Origin of the sequence: Mesorhizobium sp. WSM3224, assembly GCF_000427725.1 — a bacterium.
Lineage (GTDB): Bacteria > Pseudomonadota > Alphaproteobacteria > Rhizobiales > Rhizobiaceae > Mesorhizobium.
The window spans coordinates 105739-123540 of record NZ_ATYO01000005.1 but is presented as its reverse complement, the minus strand read 5'-3'; the positions used below and the strand labels follow the sequence as shown (position 1 = coordinate 123540).

Genomic DNA, 17802 nt, shown 5'->3' with positions numbered 1-17802 from the left:
CTTTTCCTGGGTTTGCTTCTAAAACAGCTACCGCTTGCACATTGCGGCAGCCCTGCCATGATAGCCGTCGGATGGGTCTATCATGGGGGTGGTAGCGCGTGACGCCGCATATCGAGGCGGATAGGGGCGACTATGCCCAAACGGTGCTGTTGCCGGGTGACCCCGAGCGCGCCCAATGGATGGCGGAAACCTTTCTCGAGGCGCCGCGCTGCGTCAACCGCCGACGGGGGGCGCTGGGGTTCACCGGCCGGTTCCGTGGCAAGCCGGTCAGTATCCAGGCGACCGGCATCGGCGTTTCGTCGTTCCTGATCTATGCCCATGAACTGCTCGATTATCACGGCGTGAAGACGCTGATCCGCACCGGCACTTGCGGCGCGCTGGCTGAGGACGTGGCGCTGCGCAGCGTCGTTATCTCCGGCGCGGTGCGCGCCGAAGGGGCAATCAGCGGACAGGTGTTCGGACTTTACCAGCCGGCGGGGCCGGACCAGGCGCTCCACGCGCTGGCGCTGCAACGAGCGGCCGATCTCGGCATCGCCTGCAGTACGGGACTGACGGTTTGCAGCGACGTGTTCCACCATCCCGACGGCCGCGCGCGGTTCGACGAGCCGAGGGCGCTCGGAGCGCTGGCGGTCGATATGGAGACCAGCGCGCTCTATCGCATTTCGGCGCATTTCGGCGCGCGGGCCTTGTCCCTGCTCACTGTGGTCGACCATGTCGTCACCGACGAGCAGACCGACTATTGCGAACGCCAGGCGCTTTTCACCGATATGACGCGGCTGGCGCTCGAAGTCGCTGCGAACGCTTAAAGCGCGTCGCGCTGAAACGGATTCAAGCGACGCGCTTTAAGTCTTTGTTTTGATGCATGTCGTTGTCCCAGAACCGCAGCACACTTCTGGGCGACATGCATTAAGCGGCTTCGCGCTTGAGTGCTGCCTGCTCTTGTACCGCTGGCCGGTGGCCGCGCAGATAGAGCGCGCAGGTCGTGCGCAGCATGGAAGCGAAGTTCGGAATCTCGCCGTTGATCTCGATCGCCTCGTCATAGAGTTTCGAGATGAATTTCGGCGTCGTCAGTCCCTGACTGTCGGCGATTTCGTCAAGCAGACCCCAGAATGTCGCCTCGAGCTGGATGCTGGTCGAATGGCCGTCGATGCGGATCGACCTGTTGATCTGCCGGTAGCCTTCCGGGTCCTGCCCGGCAAAGACTCTGCACATCGGTACCTCCCGTTGTTGTTTATCTTGGGCGCCGATTGGGTCGGCTGGCGCCTTTTTTGAACACTGCCTGCGCTTGTCATCTTCGATCCGATGGCCGGTAACGGCAATCGGACTTTCGTCCTTACGCGCGCGTCCTGCCACGCGCGGGGACACTATCCATTTTCTTGCCGCATGCGTGGTAATCGGCTGCCACCACCTTTTTTCGCCGGCGCGCATAATCGATTCCGTAAACACCAAAGCTGCGGAGTCCGATTTGGCGAAGGCGATCCATTCCATGATCAGGGTTCTCGACGAGGCACGGTCCGTCGATTTCTACAACAAGGCCTTCAGCCTCGAGGTGGCGCAACGGCTCGATTTCGAGACCTTCACGCTCATCTATCTCAGCAATGCCAATTCGCCGTTCGAGGTGGAGCTGACCGTGAACAAGGGGCGCACCGAGCCCTATGCGCTGGGCGACGGCTACGGCCATCTCGCCGTCTCGGTCGCCGATCTCGACAGCGAGCACGACCGAATCGGCGCGCTCGGCCTCAATCCGAAAAAGATCGTCGAGTTCAACCACGACGGGGCGCTGATCGCCCGCTTTTTCTTCATCGAGGATCCCGACGGCTACAAGATCGAGGTCCTGCAGCGGCGAGGGCGCTTCCAATAGGGGACACCGGCCGCGCGGCGCGGCGCCAGCAACGGCATCTTCGGATGCGAACAGCAAGCAGGGAGGAAATCATGGTCACAATTTACGAGAAGAAGCCGGGCCTTTCGCGGCGCGAGCTCCTCAAGCGCGGAGGCGCGGGCGCGCTGCTCATCATCTCCGGCAGCGCCGTCATCAGCCCCGAGCATGCCTGGGGGCTGGAAACCTCGGCGCTGAAGCCCGAGACGATGGCGACGCTGATCCAGATGGCGCGCGACATCTATCCGCACGACCAGGTACCGGACAAATATTACGCCATTGCCGTCAAGGGCCATGACGAGGCGGCCGCCAAGGACCCAGCCCACAAGGAACTGATCGAGAAGGGCATTGCCGAACTCGACAAGAAGGCCGGCAAGGGCGGCTATCGCGGGCTCGGCTGGGAAGAGGACAGGGTCGCGCTGCTCACCGGCATCGAGAAGACGCCATTCTTCCAGGCGGTGCGCGGCGGCCTGGTCGTCAGCCTCTACAACCAGAAGGAGGTATGGCCGATCTTCGGCTACGAGGGCGAGTCCTACTCCAAGGGCGGCTACATCGCGCGCGGCTTCAACGACATCGAGTGGCTGTAAGCCGCTCTGTCCCGAACCGCTTTTCGATAATTTCATGGGAGGAAACCATGGCAGCATCATTTGATCTCAAGAACGACGGCGTGGTCGTCATCATCGGCTCCGGCGCCGGCGGCGGCACGCTCGGCAATGAACTGGCGCAGAAGGGCATCGACGTCGTCATCCTCGAGGCGGGCGCCCGCAACGAATATGAGGACTTCGTCAACGACGAGTGGGATTCCTTTGCGCAGCTTGCCTGGAAGGACAAGCGTACCACTTCGGGCGACTGGCGGGTGGCCAAGGACTTCCCGAACCTGCCTACCTGGATCGTCAAATCGGTCGGCGGCTCGACGACGCATTGGGCGGGCGCCTCGCTGCGCTTCCAGGAGCATGAATTCAAGGCGGCCACGACCTACGGCAAGGTCAAGGGCGCGAACCTTCTCGACTGGCCGGTGACGCTGGCCGAGATGGAACCCTATTACGCCAAGGCCGAAGCCAAGATGGGCGTCACGGGCACCAACAACTGGCCGCGGCTGCCGGGCAACAACAACTTCAAGGTGCTCAAGGCCGGCGCCGACAAGCTTGGCTACAAGGAATGCCACACCGGCAACATGGCCATCAATTCGGTGGAGCGCGACGACCGCAATTCCTGCCAGCAGACCGGCTTCTGCTTCCAGGGCTGCAAATGGGGCGCCAAATGGTCGACGCTCTACACCGAAATCCCGAAGGGCGAAGCGACCGGGCACCTGGAAGTCCGGCCGAACGCGATGGCGATCAAGATCAACCATGACGCTTCAGGCAAGGTGACCGGCGTCGTCTATGCCGACAAGGACGGCAAGCTGCAGGAACAGAAGGCCCGCGTCGTTGCGGTCGCCGGCAATTCGATCGAGAGCCCGCGCCTGCTGCTCAATTCGGACTCGTCCAAATTCCCGCACGGGCTTGCCAACTCGTCCGGCCAGGTCGGCAAGAACTACATGCGACACACGACCGGCTCGGTCTACGCCATCTTCGACAAGCCGGTGCACATGTATCGCGGCACCACCATGGCCGGCATCATCCGCGACGAGGCGCGCCATGATCCCTCGCGCGGCTTCGTCGGCGGCTATGAGATGGAGACCCTGTCGCTCGGCCTGCCGTTCATGGCGGCGTTCCTCAACCCCGGCGGCTGGGGCCGCTCCTTCACCACGGCGCTCGACCACTATGACCATATGGCTGGCCTGTGGATCGTCGGCGAGGACATGCCGCGCGAGGAAAACCGCATCGCGCTGCACAAGGACGAAAAGGACGAGCACGGCATGCCGATCGCCGACGTCCATTTCGACGACCATCCCAACGACACGGCCATGCGCGACCATGCCTACAGCCAAGGCCAGGCGCTTTATGCCGCGGTCGGCGCGACGCGGACCTTCCCGACGCCGCCTTATCCGTCCACCCACAATCTCGGCACCAACCGGATGAGCGAGAAGCCGGAGGACGGCGTCGTCAACAAGCACGGCCAGTCGCACGACATCAAGAACCTGTTCGTCTCCGACGGTAGCCAGTTCACCAGCGGCGCGGCGGAGAACCCGACGCTGACCATCGTGACGCTGGCGATCCGCCAGGCCGACTACATCGCCGCGCAGATGTCGGCCAAGACTATTTGACCTCCCGACTGCCTGCTGGCGCGGGACCCGTGAGGGTTCCGCGCCTTTTTTATGACGGTTATCTCCTGGTGCAGGTCGAGGCCGTGAAGGCGCCGTCCGACTGCTTCATGATGATGTCGAAGGAAGGGCCGCTTGGGTCATCCAGCGTCGCCTGGGTCATCGAGATCGAATTGCCGCCGCTGGTGTAGCCGCCGAGCGGACCAAGCCAGGTTATCTCGCCATTGGCGTTCATCTGGTAGTTGTAGGTTCCCGAGGTGCCAAAGGTCACCGGGCCGCTATAGACATTGCCCTTGATGGTGATGTCGCCGAGATTGAGGAACAGGCCGAGCAGGTAGACCTCGCAATGATAGGTGCCGTCGGGGAGCTTGCCGTCGGCGAAGTCGGCGCGAGCGCCGCCGGCGGCGGACACAAGAAGCAGGAAACTCAGGATCGTTCGCAGGGCCATGACGTCGCTCGTTTGCGCGACGACCTTGCCCCATTTTGCTGTGCGCCCGCAACAGGGCGCCTAGTGTACCGCCGTCGTAGCAGGTGAAAATTTAGGCATATTCGCGATTTGGGCAAAATGTAGGCAGCGTTGCGTAAACTTTTCTCAGCTTTGTCGTAATGCGGCGACTGGGAAGTTCGGCGGCTATACGATAACGCATTGTAAATGCGTTGTTATCTTAGATTTTTAGTCCAAACGTCCTCGTCTGGCACGTCGCTTGCACAGCTAATGTTGCGATGCAAACAACCAGCTTGGGAGTGTGGTCATATGAGGGGTAACTTCGCAAAAATAACAAAAATCTTGTCGGCAGGCGTCGTCGCCGTCGGCCTGCTGGCGTCGGCTTCCGCAAAGGCGGCCGAGGACACGATCAAGGTCGGCATCCTCCATTCGCTGTCGGGGACAATGGCGATCTCGGAGACGACGCTAAAGGACGCCATGCTGATGCTCATCGAGGAGCAGAATGCCAAGGGCGGCCTGCTCGGCAAGAAGCTCGAGGCCGTTGTCGTCGATCCGGCGTCCAACTGGCCGCTGTTCGCCGAAAAGGCACGCGAGCTGATCTCCAAGGACAAGGTTGCGGCCGTGTTCGGCTGCTGGACCTCGGTGTCGCGCAAATCGGTGCTGCCGGTGTTCTCCGAGCTCAACAACATCCTGTTCTACCCCGTCCAGTATGAGGGCGAGGAGAGCGAGCGCAACGTGTTCTACACGGGTGCCGCGCCGAACCAGCAGGCCATTCCGGCCGTCGACTACCTGATGAGCGCCGACGGCGGCTCGGTGAAGCGCTGGGTGCTCGAAGGCACCGACTACGTTTATCCGCGCACCACCAACAAGATCCTCGAAGCCTATCTGAAGGCGAAGGGCGTCGCCGCCGAGGACATCATGGTCAACTACACGCCATTCGGCTTCGCCGACTGGCAGACCGAGGTTTCGGCGATCAAGAAGTTCGGTTCGGCCGGCAAGAAGACGGCGGTCGTGTCGACCGTCAACGGCGACGCCAACGTGCCGTTCTACAAGGAACTCGGCAATCAGGGCATCAAGGCCGAGGACATCCCGGTCATGGCCTTCTCGGTCGGCGAGGAAGAACTGGCCGGTCTCGACACCGCGCCTCTGGTCGGCCATCTCGCCGCCTGGAATTATTTCGAAAGCGTCGACACGCCGGAGAACAAGAAGTTCATCGCCGACTGGCACAAGTTCATCAAGAACGACAAGCGCACCACCAACGACCCGATGGAAGCCCACTATATCGGCTTCAACATGTGGGTGAAGGCGGTCGAGAAGGCCGGCACCACCGATCCGGACAAGGTCATCGACGCCATGGTCGGCGTCTCGGTGCCGAACCTGACCGGCGGCTATTCGACGATGATGCCCAACCACCACATCACCAAGCCGGTGCTGATCGGTGAAATCCAGGCCGACGGCCAGTTCGAGACCGTCTCGCAAACGCCAGGCCTGGTGATGGGCGACGAATGGTCCGACTACCTGCCTGACTCAAAGGACCTGATCTCCGATTGGCGCGCGCCTCTATCCTGCGGCAACTTCAACGTCGCCACCGGCAAGTGCGGCGGCAAGGGCACCAACTGATCAGGGTCCGGACCTCAGGTCCGTGACCACGGTCCGGACCTTGGTCTGTGACCTCCAGGTCCGTCGGATCGCGGAGTGGCCCCACGATCCAAGACCGCTGCCCGGGCAGGTTCCTCGACCCGCCCGGGCAAGACACCCCGGAAACCAAGAAAGCTGCTTGAAGACGACGATGCTGCTGCTGCGCGCGATTGGTCTGATGCTTTTGCTGATGATGGCAAGCCTGTTGCCGTCGAAGGCTGCCGAAGCCGAACTTCGCGCGACGATCGCCAAGTTCGCTGCAGCCACCGGTTTCTCGGCCACCGAAACCGTTGTGCGTGAACTTGCCGCCAGCGGCGATCCTTCCGTCGAGCGTCCGCTGTCCGCGCTCGCCGACGGCAATCTCTATATCCGCAAGGCCGATTCCGCGATCTTCGTCGGCAAGGAAAGCAGCGACAATGTCGAGCTGCTCGACCCGCTGAGCGGCGAAAAGTCCGGCGAAGCGGCCAAGGCCGACCTCACCAAGATCAAGGTCAACAACACGCTGCGCCGCGTCATCCGCGATGCCCTGGGCACGCTGACGCTGCGAGCCAAGGATCCGGCTGTCCGCATCGCCGCCGCCGACACCATGTTCAAGACGCCTGATGCCGCCAACATCGAGCCGCTGGATGCGGCAATCGCCGCTGAAACCGACGCCAACGTCAAGGCGCTGTTCGAACAGGCGCGCGCCGCGTCTGTCCTCGTTTCCGACAAGCCCGAGGCCGACAAGCTTGCGGCCATCGCCCTGATCGGCGCGCGTGGTGACCGCGACGCCGTCTCCCTGCTCACTTCGGTCGAGGCCGGTTCGCAAGGCGCGGTCAAGGACGCGGCGACGGCGGCAATCGCCAGCATCAATTCCACGCTTGCCTTGTGGGATGCCGGCCAGAACATCTGGTACGGCATCTCGCTCGGATCGGTGCTGCTGCTGGCAGCGATCGGGCTCGCCATCACCTTCGGCGTCATGGGCGTCATCAACATGGCGCATGGCGAGATGGTCATGCTCGGCGCCTACACCACCTTCGTCGTCCAGCAGGTGATCCGCACCTCGTTCCCCGGCCTGTTCGACTGGTCGCTGGTGATCGCGCTGCCGCTCGCGTTCCTCGTCGCCGCGCTGGTCGGCCTCGCCATCGAGCGCGGCATCATCCGCTTCCTCTATGGCGGGCCGCTGGAAACGCTTTTGGCCACCTGGGGCGTTTCGCTGGTCCTGCAGCAAGCGGTGCGCAGCATCTTCGGACCGACCAATCAGGAGGTCGGCAATCCCTCCTGGATGTCGGGTTCGTTCGATGTCGGCCAACTGGCCATCACTTGGAACCGGCTTTGGATCCTGGTCTTCGCGCTCACCGTCTTCGGCGTGCTGCTCTATGTGATGAAACGCACGCCCTGGGGGCTACAGATGCGCGCCGTCACCGCCAACCGGCGCATGGCCGCCTCGATGGGCATCAGGACGCCCTGGGTCGACGCGCTGACCTTCGCGTTGGGCTCCGGTATTGCCGGCATCGCCGGCGTGGCGCTCAGCCAGATCGACAATGTCTCGCCCAATCTCGGCCGCGGCTACATCATCGACAGCTTCATGGTCGTGGTCTTCGGCGGCGTCGGCAACCTCTGGGGCACGCTGGTCGGCGCCTTCTCGCTCGGCATCGTCAACAAGTTCTTGGAACCCTATGCCGGTGCCGTGCTCGGCAAGATCGTCGTGCTCGTTCTGATCATCCTGTTCATCCAGAAGCGCCCGCGCGGCCTGTTCGCGCTGAAGGGCAGGGCGGTGGAGGCATGATCACACAACGCCTCTTCGGCGCCGACCGGCGCATCGCCTTCACTATCTTCGTCCTGCTGGCGGCCGCCATCATCGTGCCGGTGCTCAACCTGGCGGTTTCGCCTTCGAGCGCCTTCTACATCCCGCCATACATGGTGGCGCTCACGGGCAAATATCTCTGCTACGCGCTGCTGGCGCTCGCGCTCGACCTGGTCTGGGGCTATTGCGGCATCCTTTCGCTCGGCCACGGCGCCTTCTTCGCGCTCGGCGGCTATGCGATGGGCATGTATCTGATGCGCCAGATCGGCTCTCGCGGCGTCTACGGCAATCCGATCCTCCCCGACTTCATGGTGTTCCTGAACTATAAGGAACTGCCCTGGTTCTGGCTTGGCTTCAATCATTTCTGGTTCGCGGCGCTGATGGTGCTCGCCGTGCCTGGCCTGCTTGCCTTCGTCTTCGGCTGGTTCGCCTTCCGCAGCCGCGTCACCGGCGTCTATCTGTCGATCATCACCCAGGCGATGACCTATGCACTGCTGCTCGCCTTCTTCCGCAACGACATGGGGTTCGGCGGCAACAATGGTCTGACCGATTTCAAGGACATTCTGGGCTTCAACGTGCAGGCCGATGCGACGCGCTCGGCGCTGTTCGCGGCGAGCGCCGTCACGCTTGCGCTCGCTGTCTTCATCACGTGGGCGATCGTCGGCTCAAAATACGGCAAGCTGCTGATGGCCGTGCGCGATGCCGAGAGTCGTACCCGCTTCCTCGGCTGGCGGGCGGAGAACGTCAAGCTGTTCGCCTTCACCGTGTCGGCCGTCATGGCCGGCATCGCCGGCGCGCTCTACGTGCCGCAGGTCGGCATCATCAATCCCGGCGAGTTCGAACCGTCCAATTCGATCGAGGTGGTGATCTGGACCGCTGTTGGCGGGCGCGGCACCATCGTCGGCCCGATCATCGGCGCGCTGCTGGTCAACGCCGGCAAATCCTGGTTCACCGGCGTGCTGCCGGAATTCTGGCTGTTCGCGCTGGGCGGGCTGTTCGTCGCCGTCACGCTGCTGCTGCCCAAGGGCATCGTCGGCATGTGGGACAGCTGGCGCGGCAATGCGCGAGCGATGCGCGCGGCCGCGATTGCGGAGGAAGCGGGCGTCGATCCTGATGTTTCGCCGACACCGAAGATCGTTCGCTCCGCAGCAACAACGCCCGGCGCCTGGTCCGCGTCAGGCCCCGAACCGCAGCCGGCGGAGTAGAGCGGTGTCGAAGTCGAACACCATCCTCTATCTCGACGGCGTCTCGGTCTCCTTCGACGGTTTTCGCGCCATCAACAATTTGTCGCTGGTGCTCGACAAGGGCGAGATGCGCGCGATCATCGGTCCAAACGGCGCCGGCAAGACGACGATGATGGACATCGTCACCGGCAAGACGCGGCCTGACGAGGGCGAGGTTTTCTTCGACGGCCAGGTGGATCTCACCCGCCATGACGAGGCCGAGATCGCCATGATGGGGATCGGCCGCAAATTCCAGAAGCCGACCGTCTTCGAGAGCCACAGCGTCGAGGACAATCTGATGCTGGCGCTGACGGGGCCGCGCTCGATCTTTCCGGCGCTGTTCCACCGTCGCTCTGCGCCGGAAGCACGGCAGATCGACGATATCCTCGGCATCATTCGTCTCGGTGACAAGCGCGACGACCTTGCCGCCAATCTCAGCCACGGCCAGAAGCAATGGCTGGAGATCGGCATGCTCTTGGCGCAGGACCCGAAGCTTTTGCTCGTCGACGAGCCGGTCGCCGGCATGACCGACGCGGAGACAGAAGAGACCGCGCGCCTGCTCAAGGACATCGCGCGCGACCATTCGGTCATCGTGGTCGAGCACGACATGCATTTCGTGCGCGAGCTTGGCGTCAAGGTCACCTGCCTGCATGAGGGCTCGGTGCTGTCGGAAGGCACGCTCGATTTCGTTTCGGCCGACGAACGTGTCGTCGAAGTCTATCTGGGGCGGTGAAGCATGGTCTGGCGGGTTCCGTTCTACCGGTTCGATTTCGCCTTCCTGAAGCGCTGGAGAAGGGGCTGAGCATGCTTGAAGTCTCCAATGCCACACTGCACTACGGCGCCGCCCAGGCATTGCGCGGCGTCTCGCTGAAGGCCGGTGCCGGCAAGATCACCTGCGTGCTCGGCCGCAACGGCGTCGGCAAGACCAGTTTGATGAGATCGATCGTCGGCCACCACCGGCTGACGAGCGGAAGCGTTGCCTTCGAGGGGAAGGCGCTCGACCGGAGCGCGGCGTATGACCGCGCCCGGTCGGGCATCGCATTCGTGCCGCAGGGCAGGGAGGTCTTCCCGCTGCTGACGGTGCGCGAAAACCTGGAATCCGGCTTTGCGCCGCTGCGGCGCGCCGACCGCAATGTTCCAGCCTATGTCTTCGAGCTGTTCCCGGTGCTGAAACAGATGCTGTCGCGCCGCGGCGGCGACCTTTCCGGCGGCCAGCAGCAGCAGCTTGCCATTGGCCGCGCGCTGGTGATGCGGCCGAAGCTCCTGGTGCTCGACGAGCCGACCGAAGGCATCCAGCCTTCGATCATCAAGGATATCGGTCGCGCCATCCGCTATCTGCGTGACCAGGCGGGGATCGCGGTGCTTCTGGTCGAGCAATATCTCGACTTCTGCCGCGAGCTTGCCGACGAGGTCAACATCATGGACCGCGGCCAGATCGTGCATACAGGGCCGGCGGCGGATCTCGACCGGGCCGATGTGCGGAAGTTCCTGACAGTGTAGCGCCGGCCGTCCTTGGGCGAAGCAAGGAGCGAAGCGACGCGGCGCGGACCCAAGGCCATGCCGTGACGTTCGAGCGCCACGCCGAATGACGTGGCGGTGCAGAATAAAGCCGTTCAATCTCGCTCCTGCCATCCTAAATTCTGAGCCGTTAGTGAGGCCTCGAAGTAACGGCACGGATCCTCGGGTCTTCGCTCCGCTTCGCGTCGCTACGCCCAAGGATGACGAAGTGTTCGACGGCTCTGGTGCGCTCAATACCGCGTGCTAGTCTTTTCCTGGCCTTGGTGAGTCGGCCGCTTTCCGTACCAGTCGCGAATGAAGGGGAAGACGCTGGCTTCGCCGCAAGTTCCACGCAAGCAAGCATGCCTAGCTTCCCCGCAGTGATTGTCGGTCAATGCGTCCAAGAAGATTCTTGCCAGGGGACGGCGATGGAACGTTTTGTCGAGGACTATCAGAAGCGGCGCCTCACGGAGCGGGTCGATATCATGACCGCGATCAACATCCTGATGTCGCAAGGCTATGACGAGGATGATCTGCTGGATGAGATCACCAAGGTGTTTTACGTCGACCTGGACGCATTCAACGACGTGATTGCCCACCACTGAGAGTCCAAACACGCGGCAAAGGTCACCCGGCGCGACGGAAATCCAGGACGCGGTTGCGGCCGCCGCGCTTTGCGGCGTAGAGCGCCTTGTCGGCGGCGCTGAGCACTTTGTCGAAACTCATGCCATCCGTGCTGCCGCAGGCGAAGCCGGCGCTGACCGTGCAGCGCAGCGGGCCGGTCTCGGTTTCAACCGTCCTCGCGGCGAACTCGGCCCTGATATGTTCGGCAGCCGCTTCGGCTGTCTCGGGCAAAGTGCGCCTCAACACCATGGCGAATTCCTCTCCGCCCATTCGGGCGACGGAGTCGTTCGGGCGCAGACTGCCGCAGAGCACTTCGGCAAAGACTCTCAGCACCTCGTCGCCGGCAGCATGACCGAACTGGTCGTTGACCGCCTTGAAACCGTCGAGGTCGAACACCACCACGGCCGTGAAGGCGTTGACGGGTGTCTTACCGTGCAGGTCGAACAAAGCGCGGCGGTTGAGAAGGCCGGTCAGGGCATCCGTCTGCGCTTCGCGCTGATGATGGCGGGCGAGCCGCCCCTGGTTGAGCGCCAGCGACAACGCACCGATACCGGTCATGGAGGCAATGACGATGACGAGGCTCAGATCCTCCGCCCAATTGCTCGGCGCGTGGCCGAGAACCAGTCTGCCGTCCCATGCAAGCGCGGCCGCGCACAGCACGAAGGACGCCGCGGTCAGCGAATAGAGCAGCGCCACGCCGATGAGATGGACGGGCGCCTCCGCGCGGCCACGCCAATATTCGTAAGCAGTGCCGAACAGGAGTAGCGCGGCCAGAGCGTTCTCCAGCATGAAGCCCAGGCCGTCATAGCCGAGCGCCATCGGCGGCAGTGCCACAGCAAAGGAAAGGCCGGCGCCGAGCGCGATAAGCGGCAAGGGCGAGCGTCTTGTCCTGAATTGGTTGGCGGCGCCCAGCATGACCGAGAAACCGAGCAGCAGCAGCGCCAGCGTCAGCACGCCAAGGGCCGCTCCGGGCCTCTCGATATAAGCGTCATAGACAAAGACTTCGAGCACCACGACCAGCACGCTGATCGCCCAGGTCAGCAGGAACCTGTCGGAACGGGCGGTCAGCCAGGTTCCGAACAACGTAAGGCTGAGGCAGGCAGCGGAGAAGCCGACGGCCAGAAGCAGCGAGTTGTAGTCGAGCAGCATGCACGCGTCCTTGCCGGCGCCTCTGCAACCGGACGTAGGTGCATTAGTGCCGCAAGGAGGTATCGATTACGTTACGATAGCCGCGAAGATGCCGGAATTCCTGCGTTATAGGATCGCTGCCGACAATAGCAGGATAAGGCCGATCGCCATCATCAGCAGACCTGGCCAATTCTGTGAAAGGCCGAGGAAACGGAGGCCACGCCGGCGTGGCTCGAGCGTCGGACCAGGCGTTGCGAGATATGGCTTCGGGCGATCCGAGGCTGCAGGCGCCGGATCGCTAAGTCGCCCGCGCCAGAGAACCGCACCCGCCATGTACACAATCCCTGCGACAGCAAGCAACGCCCCGATGAGGATGACAGCCATATCTTTGGGTTCTCCCGATACCGCAGCCCTGGCCAGCGTCCTGCAACGCCCAACCGCCATGAAACCTACCGCTGGCGAGATAGGCAAACGATCGAGATGCCCGGCAAGTTCCGACGGACCCACGCAAAGTGTATCCGGCTTCGCCGGCCAAAGCCCTCATAAGTGTCTCCGCTCTATGAAGGCTACGGCCGGCATAGGCCGGTTCTCGGAAATCAACATTTTCGGCTCGGCCTAACCTGAATCTCAGGACCCCTTAAACGGTTACGCGTCTCATCAGTGCCATGGCGCCGAAAGGCGCGCGCACCTTGCCCTCGGTGATGAAGTAGACGAACACGTCGCGCGGTTTGACCGGCGCATCGGTCTGGGCATCGGCGCGCGGCAGGTCGGCCGGCTGCTTGCCTTCCGCCCACGTCTTTACTCTCGCTGCCCATTCGTCCAGGCCTTTAGGCGTGTAGCAGTCGGGGTTGTCGTCACTGCCTGTCTGCAATCGCGCATAGACGAAGTCGCCGGTGACGTCGGCGATCGCCGGATATTTTGCGTGGTCGGCATAGACGATCGCGGCCTTGTATTTTCGTGCCAGCGCAGGGAATTCCGGCACGACGAAGCTGTCGTGGCGCACCTCCAGCGCATGGCGCAAAGGCACGCCGTCCTGCTTCTCGGGCAGAAGTTTCAGGAAGGCTTCGAAATCGTCCGCATCGAATTTCTTGGTCGGCGCGAACTGCCACAGGATCGGCCCGAGTTTTTCGCCCAATGCGGCAACGCCGGAGCCGAGGAAACGCATCATCGATTCGCCGGCTTCGCCGAGCACCCGGCGGTTGGTGACGAAGCGGTTGCCTTTGAGCGAGAAGACGAAGCCTTCGGGTGAATCACCGGCCCACTTGACGAAGGTCGGTTCCTTGAAGCTGGAATAATAGGTGCCGTTGACCTCGATGCTCGGCACCTGACGGCTCGCATAATGCAGCTGCTTGGCCTTGGCGAGCTTCTCCGGATAGAAGGAAGTGTCCCAGGGCTCAAAAGTCCAGCCACCCATGCCGGAGCGGATTGTTCCTTGGCTCATCGTTTTCCTCCTCCGCGTTTCAAAGATACGATCAGGCCGCTTTTTTGACCGGCTTCACCATGTCGACCAGTGTCCATCCTGGCCGGTATGGATTGGCGCGGCGACCCGTTTCCCGATAGCCGTAAGCAGAATAGAGCGCGATGTTCCGCTCCATAAGCGAATTGGTGTAGAGCCGCACCTCCGGTACACCCCATGACCGCGCCTGCTCGTCGGCGAAGTTGAGCAACGCGATGCCGAGCTTCCTGCCCTGGAAGGCCGGCGCGACGGCGACGCTGAAGATCATGGCATGGTGCTCGTGCCGCTCGAGGACGATCAGACCGGCAAGCTCGGGGCCGCTTTCCAGCAGCCAGACCTCGCCGCGCTCGATGCGCGGCCCATAGTCCTCGGTCACCGGGATCGGCGGCGCACCGAAGAGCGCGGTGTAGCGGGCGTAGGCGTCCGTGGTGAGCGCGACGATGGCTGCAAGATGATCGGGGAGGGCTAGCCTCATGGTTGATTCACCCCGGCAGCGGCCGCGATAACCTTTTCCATGCCGGCGGCGATCGCAGCGACGGCATCGCGGCTGGCGTCGCCGAGGCCGTGGCGCTCCGCCAGCCAATCCGCATCGTTGTAGGACAGCCGGACCTTGCCATGCTCGTCTTCCCAGGCCAGCGCCTTGATCGGCAGATCAATGCCGGCGAGCTGTTGGTCCTGCATCAGCGGCGTACCGCCCTTTGGATGGCCGAAGATCAGCAACTCCGTCGGACGAAGTGCAGCACCGACCTCGCGCGCGCCGGCGGCATGGTCGATGCGCGCGAAGACACGCAATCCGGCGTCGGTGACGGTTGAAACCAAACGGTCGATGGTTTCGGCGACGCCGAAGTGGCTCTCCACGGTGACTAGACCATTTTCCGTCATCACTCGGCCGCTTCGCGCTTGCCTCCGGGGCGGCGCTCCAGAAGCTCTTTCAGGAACTGGCCGGTGTAGCTGCGCTTCTCGCGCACGATCGCTTCGGGCGTGCCGGAGGCGACCAGCTCGCCGCCGCCGTCGCCGCCTTCGGGGCCGAGGTCCAGCACCCAGTCGGCGGTTTTTATCACCTCGAGATTGTGCTCGATGACCACCACGGTGTTGCCCTGGTCGACCAGCTCGTGCAGCACTTCCAAGAGCTTGGCGACATCGTGGAAGTGCAGGCCGGTGGTAGGCTCGTCAAGGATGTAGAGCGTCTTGCCGGTCGCCTTGCGCGACAGTTCCTTGGCTAGCTTGATGCGCTGCGCCTCGCCGCCGGACAGCGTCGTCGCCTGCTGGCCGATATGGATGTAGCCGAGGCCGACCTGCTTCAGCGTCACCAGCTTGTCGCGCACGCCGGGCACTGCGGCGAAGAAGTCGACGCCTTCCTCGACCGTCATGTCGAGCACGTCGGCGATCGACTTGCCCTTGAACAGGACGTCCAGCGTCTCGCGGTTGTAGCGCTTGCCGTGGCAGACGTCGCAGGTGACGTAGACGTCGGGCAGGAAGTGCATCTCGATCTTGATGACGCCGTCGCCCTGGCAGGCCTCGCAGCGGCCGCCCTTGACGTTGAAGGAGAAGCGGCCGGGCTGGTAGCCGCGCGCCTTGGCCTCCGGCAGTCCGGCGAACCAGTCGCGGATCGGCGTGAAGGCGCCGGTATAGGTGGCGGGGTTGCTGCGCGGCGTGCGGCCGATCGGCGACTGGTCGATGTCGATGACCTTGTCGAGGAATTCGAGCCCCTCGATGCGGTCGTGATCGGCCGGATGCTCGCGCGAACCCATGATGCGGCGCGAGGCCGCCTTGAACAGCGTCTCGATCAGGAAGGTCGACTTGCCGCCGCCGGAGACGCCGGTGACCGCAGTGAAGGTGCCGAGCGGGATCTCCGCGGTGACGTTCTTCAGATTGTTGCCGCGCGCGCCGACCACCTTGATGCGCCGGTTCTTTTTCGCTTCGCGGCGGACCGCTGGTGTGGCCACCTCTAGCTCGCCCGACAGATATTTGCCGGTGATCGAGGCGGGCGTCGCCATGATCTGCTGCGGCGTGCCTTGCGCGATGACGTGGCCGCCATGGATGCCGGCCGCAGGGCCGATGTCGACGACATAATCGGCATGCAGGATAGCGTCCTCGTCATGCTCGACCACGATCACAGTATTGCCGATGTCGCGCAGGTGCTTCAGCGTATCTAGCAGGCGGGCATTGTCGCGCTGGTGCAGGCCGATCGACGGCTCGTCCAGCACGTAGAGCACGCCGGTGAGACCCGAGCCGATCTGCGAGGCCAGCCGGATGCGCTGGCTCTCGCCGCCCGACAGCGTTCCGGAATTGCGCGACAGCGTCAGATAGTCGAGGCCGACATCGTTCAGGAAGCGCAGCCGCTCGCGGATTTCCTTCAGCACGCGGACCGCGATCTCGTTCTGCTTGTCGTTGAGCTCTCCCGGCAGGTCGGTGAACCACTGGTCGGCCTTGCGGATCGAAAGCTCGGTGACTTCGCCGATGTGTTTTCCGCCGATCTTCACCGCCAGCGCCTCGGGCTTCAGCCGGTAGCCGTTGCAGGCGGGGCAAGGGGTGGCCGACATGAAGCGCTCGATCTCCTCGCGCATCCAGGCCGATTCCGTTTCCTTCCAGCGCCGGTCGAGGTTGGGGATGACACCCTCGAAGGTCTTGGTGGTTTTATAAGATCGCAGGCCGTCGTCATACTGGAAGGTGATCTCGCGCTCGCCGGTGCCATGCAGCACGGCTTGCTGCGCCTCGGCGCTCAGGTCCTTGAACTTGTCGCCGAGCTTGAAGCCATAGGCCTTGCCGAGCGCTTCCAGCGTCTGCGCGTAATAGGGCGAAGTCGATTTCGCCCACGGGCTGATGGCGCCGTCGCGCAGCGACAGGTTCTCGTCCGGCACCACGAGGTTGGCGTCGATGGCGCGCTGGCTGCCGAGGCCGTCGCAGGTCGGGCAGGCGCCGAACGGGTTGTTGAAGGAAAACAGCCTGGGCTCGATCTCGGGAATGGTGAAGCCGGACACCGGGCAGGCGAATTTCTCCGAGAACATGATGCGCTCATGCGTCTCGTTCTTCGATTTGTTGACCGAGTCCTCACCGGTCTGGCTGGCGTCGAGCGGCCGGTCGGCGAACTCGGCCACGGCAAGGCCTTCGGCGAGCTTCAGCGCGGTCTCCATTGAATCCGCAAGGCGCGTCGCCAGCTCGCCGCGCACGACGATACGGTCCACGACCACGTCGATGTCGTGCTTGTACTTCTTGTCCAGCGCCGGCACGTCGGCGATCTCATAGAAGACGCCGTCGACCTTGACGCGCTGGAAGCCCTTTTTCTGTAGCTCTAGCAATTCCTTTCGGTACTCGCCCTTGCGGCCGCGCACGATCGGCGCCAGCAGGAACAGGCGGGTGCCTTCTTCCAGCGCCAGCACGCGGTCGACCATCTGGCTGACCGTCTGGCTCTCGATCGGCAGGCCGGTGGCGGGCGAATAGGGAATGCCGACACGCGCGAAAAGCAGGCGCATGTAATCGTAGATCTCGGTGACGGTGCCGACCGTCGAGCGCGGGTTCTTCGACGTGGTCTTCTGCTCGATCGAGATGGCGGGCGACAGGCCGTCGATCTGGTCGACGTCCGGCTTCTGCATCATCTCCAGGAACTGGCGAGCATAGGCCGACAGGCTTTCGACATAGCGGCGCTGGCCCTCGGCATAGATGGTATCGAAGGCAAGCGACGACTTGCCGGATCCCGACAGGCCGGTCATCACGATCAGGCTGTCGCGCGGCAGGTCGAGGTCGACGTTCTTGAGATTGTGCTCGCGCGCCCCGCGAATGGAAAGGTATTTATGGTCGGCCATCGCCGGTCGCCGCCTCAGATCTGGAATTTGCTGGATTGGGCGGGTTCGTCCCGGCCATCCCTTATGTAGGTGGTTTCCCCGTCAAGTCGAGTGACGCCACAAATCTCGACAGAAGCCTTTAAC

At 63.2% G+C, this 17802-nt stretch carries 17 protein-coding genes; 10 read left to right on the top strand and 7 right to left on the bottom strand.

The window, feature by feature from the left end; genetic code table 11:
• Nucleotides 1-98 precede the first annotated feature (98 nt).
• Complete coding sequence (locus YU3_RS0111170) at nt 99-806, top strand: DeoD-type purine-nucleoside phosphorylase (RefSeq protein ID WP_027166323.1); 708 nt, start codon at nt 99-101, stop codon at nt 804-806.
• Nucleotides 807-906: 100 nt separating this feature from the next.
• Here YU3_RS0111170 and YU3_RS0111165 read toward each other — a convergent pair whose 3' ends face one another.
• Nucleotides 907-1212, bottom strand: a complete 306-nt coding sequence (locus YU3_RS0111165; protein WP_027166322.1) for a ribbon-helix-helix domain-containing protein — start codon at nt 1210-1212, stop codon at nt 907-909.
• A 253-nt stretch (nt 1213-1465) separates the two neighbouring features.
• Here YU3_RS0111165 and YU3_RS0111160 point away from each other — a divergent pair, with 253 nt between their 5' ends.
• From YU3_RS0111160 to YU3_RS0111150, 3 genes are all read left to right on the top strand, one after another.
• A complete protein-coding gene (locus tag YU3_RS0111160) occupies nt 1466-1861 on the top strand; it encodes a VOC family protein (RefSeq protein ID WP_027166321.1) in 396 nt (131 codons plus the stop codon).
• Between the two features lie 71 nt (nt 1862-1932).
• Nucleotides 1933-2463, top strand: a complete 531-nt coding sequence (locus YU3_RS0111155; protein ID WP_027166320.1) for a hypothetical protein — start codon at nt 1933-1935, stop codon at nt 2461-2463.
• A 47-nt stretch (nt 2464-2510) separates the two neighbouring features.
• Entirely contained in the window at nt 2511-4082 is a 1572-nt protein-coding gene (locus YU3_RS0111150; RefSeq protein WP_027166319.1) for a GMC family oxidoreductase, read from the top strand.
• A 58-nt stretch (nt 4083-4140) separates the two neighbouring features.
• Here YU3_RS0111150 and YU3_RS0111145 read toward each other — a convergent pair whose 3' ends face one another.
• Nucleotides 4141-4527, bottom strand: a complete 387-nt coding sequence (locus YU3_RS0111145) for a hypothetical protein (protein ID WP_027166318.1) — start codon at nt 4525-4527, stop codon at nt 4141-4143.
• A 306-nt stretch (nt 4528-4833) separates the two neighbouring features.
• Between YU3_RS0111145 and urtA the strand changes: the two genes are divergently transcribed.
• The 6 genes from urtA (at nt 4834) to YU3_RS40515 (ending at nt 11273) form a co-directional block, all read left to right on the top strand.
• The gene (urtA, locus tag YU3_RS0111140; protein ID WP_027166317.1) at nt 4834-6144 is read left to right on the top strand and encodes an urea ABC transporter substrate-binding protein; all 1311 of its coding nucleotides are present in this window, start codon (nt 4834-4836) and stop codon (nt 6142-6144) included.
• A gap of 169 nt (nt 6145-6313) precedes the next feature.
• Nucleotides 6314-7930 carry an urea ABC transporter permease subunit UrtB gene (gene urtB / locus YU3_RS0111135; protein WP_027166316.1) on the top strand — a complete coding sequence of 539 codons (1617 nt, stop codon included), beginning with the start codon at nt 6314-6316 and terminating at the stop codon, nt 7928-7930.
• A complete protein-coding gene (urtC, locus tag YU3_RS0111130; RefSeq protein ID WP_027166315.1) occupies nt 7927-9153 on the top strand; it encodes an urea ABC transporter permease subunit UrtC in 1227 nt (408 codons plus the stop codon). The genes urtB and urtC overlap by 4 nt, the downstream gene beginning before the upstream one ends.
• A 4-nt stretch (nt 9154-9157) precedes the next feature.
• Entirely contained in the window at nt 9158-9904 is a 747-nt protein-coding gene (urtD, locus tag YU3_RS0111125; protein WP_027166314.1) for an urea ABC transporter ATP-binding protein UrtD, read from the top strand.
• A gap of 71 nt (nt 9905-9975) precedes the next feature.
• Nucleotides 9976-10671, top strand: a complete 696-nt coding sequence (gene urtE, locus YU3_RS0111120; RefSeq protein ID WP_027166313.1) for an urea ABC transporter ATP-binding subunit UrtE — start codon at nt 9976-9978, stop codon at nt 10669-10671.
• 425 nt (nt 10672-11096) lie between these two features.
• A complete protein-coding gene (locus tag YU3_RS40515; RefSeq protein ID WP_156913446.1) occupies nt 11097-11273 on the top strand; it encodes a hypothetical protein in 177 nt (58 codons plus the stop codon).
• 22 nt (nt 11274-11295) lie between these two features.
• Here the strand turns inward: YU3_RS40515 and YU3_RS0111110 are convergent, their stop codons facing one another.
• From YU3_RS0111110 to uvrA, 5 genes are all read right to left on the bottom strand, one after another.
• Nucleotides 11296-12441: a GGDEF domain-containing protein gene (locus YU3_RS0111110; RefSeq protein ID WP_027166312.1), complete on the bottom strand. Its 1146-nt coding sequence runs from the start codon at nt 12439-12441 to the stop codon at nt 11296-11298.
• A gap of 616 nt (nt 12442-13057) precedes the next feature.
• Nucleotides 13058-13861: a DUF72 domain-containing protein gene (locus YU3_RS0111100; protein WP_027166310.1), complete on the bottom strand. Its 804-nt coding sequence runs from the start codon at nt 13859-13861 to the stop codon at nt 13058-13060.
• A 31-nt stretch (nt 13862-13892) separates the two neighbouring features.
• Nucleotides 13893-14351: a GNAT family N-acetyltransferase gene (locus YU3_RS0111095; RefSeq protein ID WP_027166309.1), complete on the bottom strand. Its 459-nt coding sequence runs from the start codon at nt 14349-14351 to the stop codon at nt 13893-13895.
• Entirely contained in the window at nt 14348-14758 is a 411-nt protein-coding gene (locus YU3_RS36370; protein ID WP_036258290.1) for a DUF302 domain-containing protein, read from the bottom strand. The genes YU3_RS0111095 and YU3_RS36370 overlap by 4 nt, the downstream gene beginning before the upstream one ends.
• Nucleotides 14758-17679, bottom strand: coding sequence for an excinuclease ABC subunit UvrA (gene uvrA / locus YU3_RS0111085; protein WP_027166308.1), 2922 nt, complete (start codon nt 17677-17679; stop codon nt 14758-14760). Before uvrA ends, YU3_RS36370 begins: the two co-directional genes overlap by 1 nt.
• Between the last annotated feature and the right edge of the window lie 123 nt (nt 17680-17802).